This is a genomic window from Pseudomonas viridiflava (assembly GCF_900602065.1).
GTDB lineage: Bacteria > Pseudomonadota > Gammaproteobacteria > Pseudomonadales > Pseudomonadaceae > Aquipseudomonas.
The window spans coordinates 1-393 of sequence record NZ_UWFN01000108.1; the positions used below are offsets into that span (position 1 = coordinate 1).

At 58.0% G+C, this 393-nt stretch carries 1 protein-coding gene; it reads right to left on the reverse strand.

The window, feature by feature from the left end; translation table 11 throughout:
• Positions 1-376: fimbrial protein (locus EE949_RS05185; protein ID WP_164666694.1), on the reverse strand; the 376-nt coding region annotated here is incomplete at its 3' end.
• Positions 377-393 lie beyond the last annotated feature (17 nt).

Below are 393 nucleotides of genomic sequence, written 5' to 3' on the forward strand. Positions count from 1 at the left end.
CGATGGCCACGCCGGTCGCTCTATCCGAGGTAGGGGTAACACCAAAATAGCTGCCAGAGGTGTCAGCAGTACCGTTGAATGTCACCTTGGCGACGTCATCGACGCCGGTCAGACCGCAGCTGCCTTTATCGTCGATGCGCAGGGCAAATCGCTTGCCGCTGTATTCCTGGCCCACGCTGGTAAAACGGCTGGCGTCGACCGAACCCATTTTCACCAGATTGCCCACTGCGCCGTCGCCGGGATTGACGACTTCAATCGGGCAGGTACTGCTGGTGATCTTGCCTTCGAAGTTGATTGTGCCGGTATTGGCCGATGCCGACGCTGCATAAAGTGCGGCGGCCACGGTCAGGCCCAGTGCGGATACTGTTTTTTTCACGGTAAGAACCTTATGGC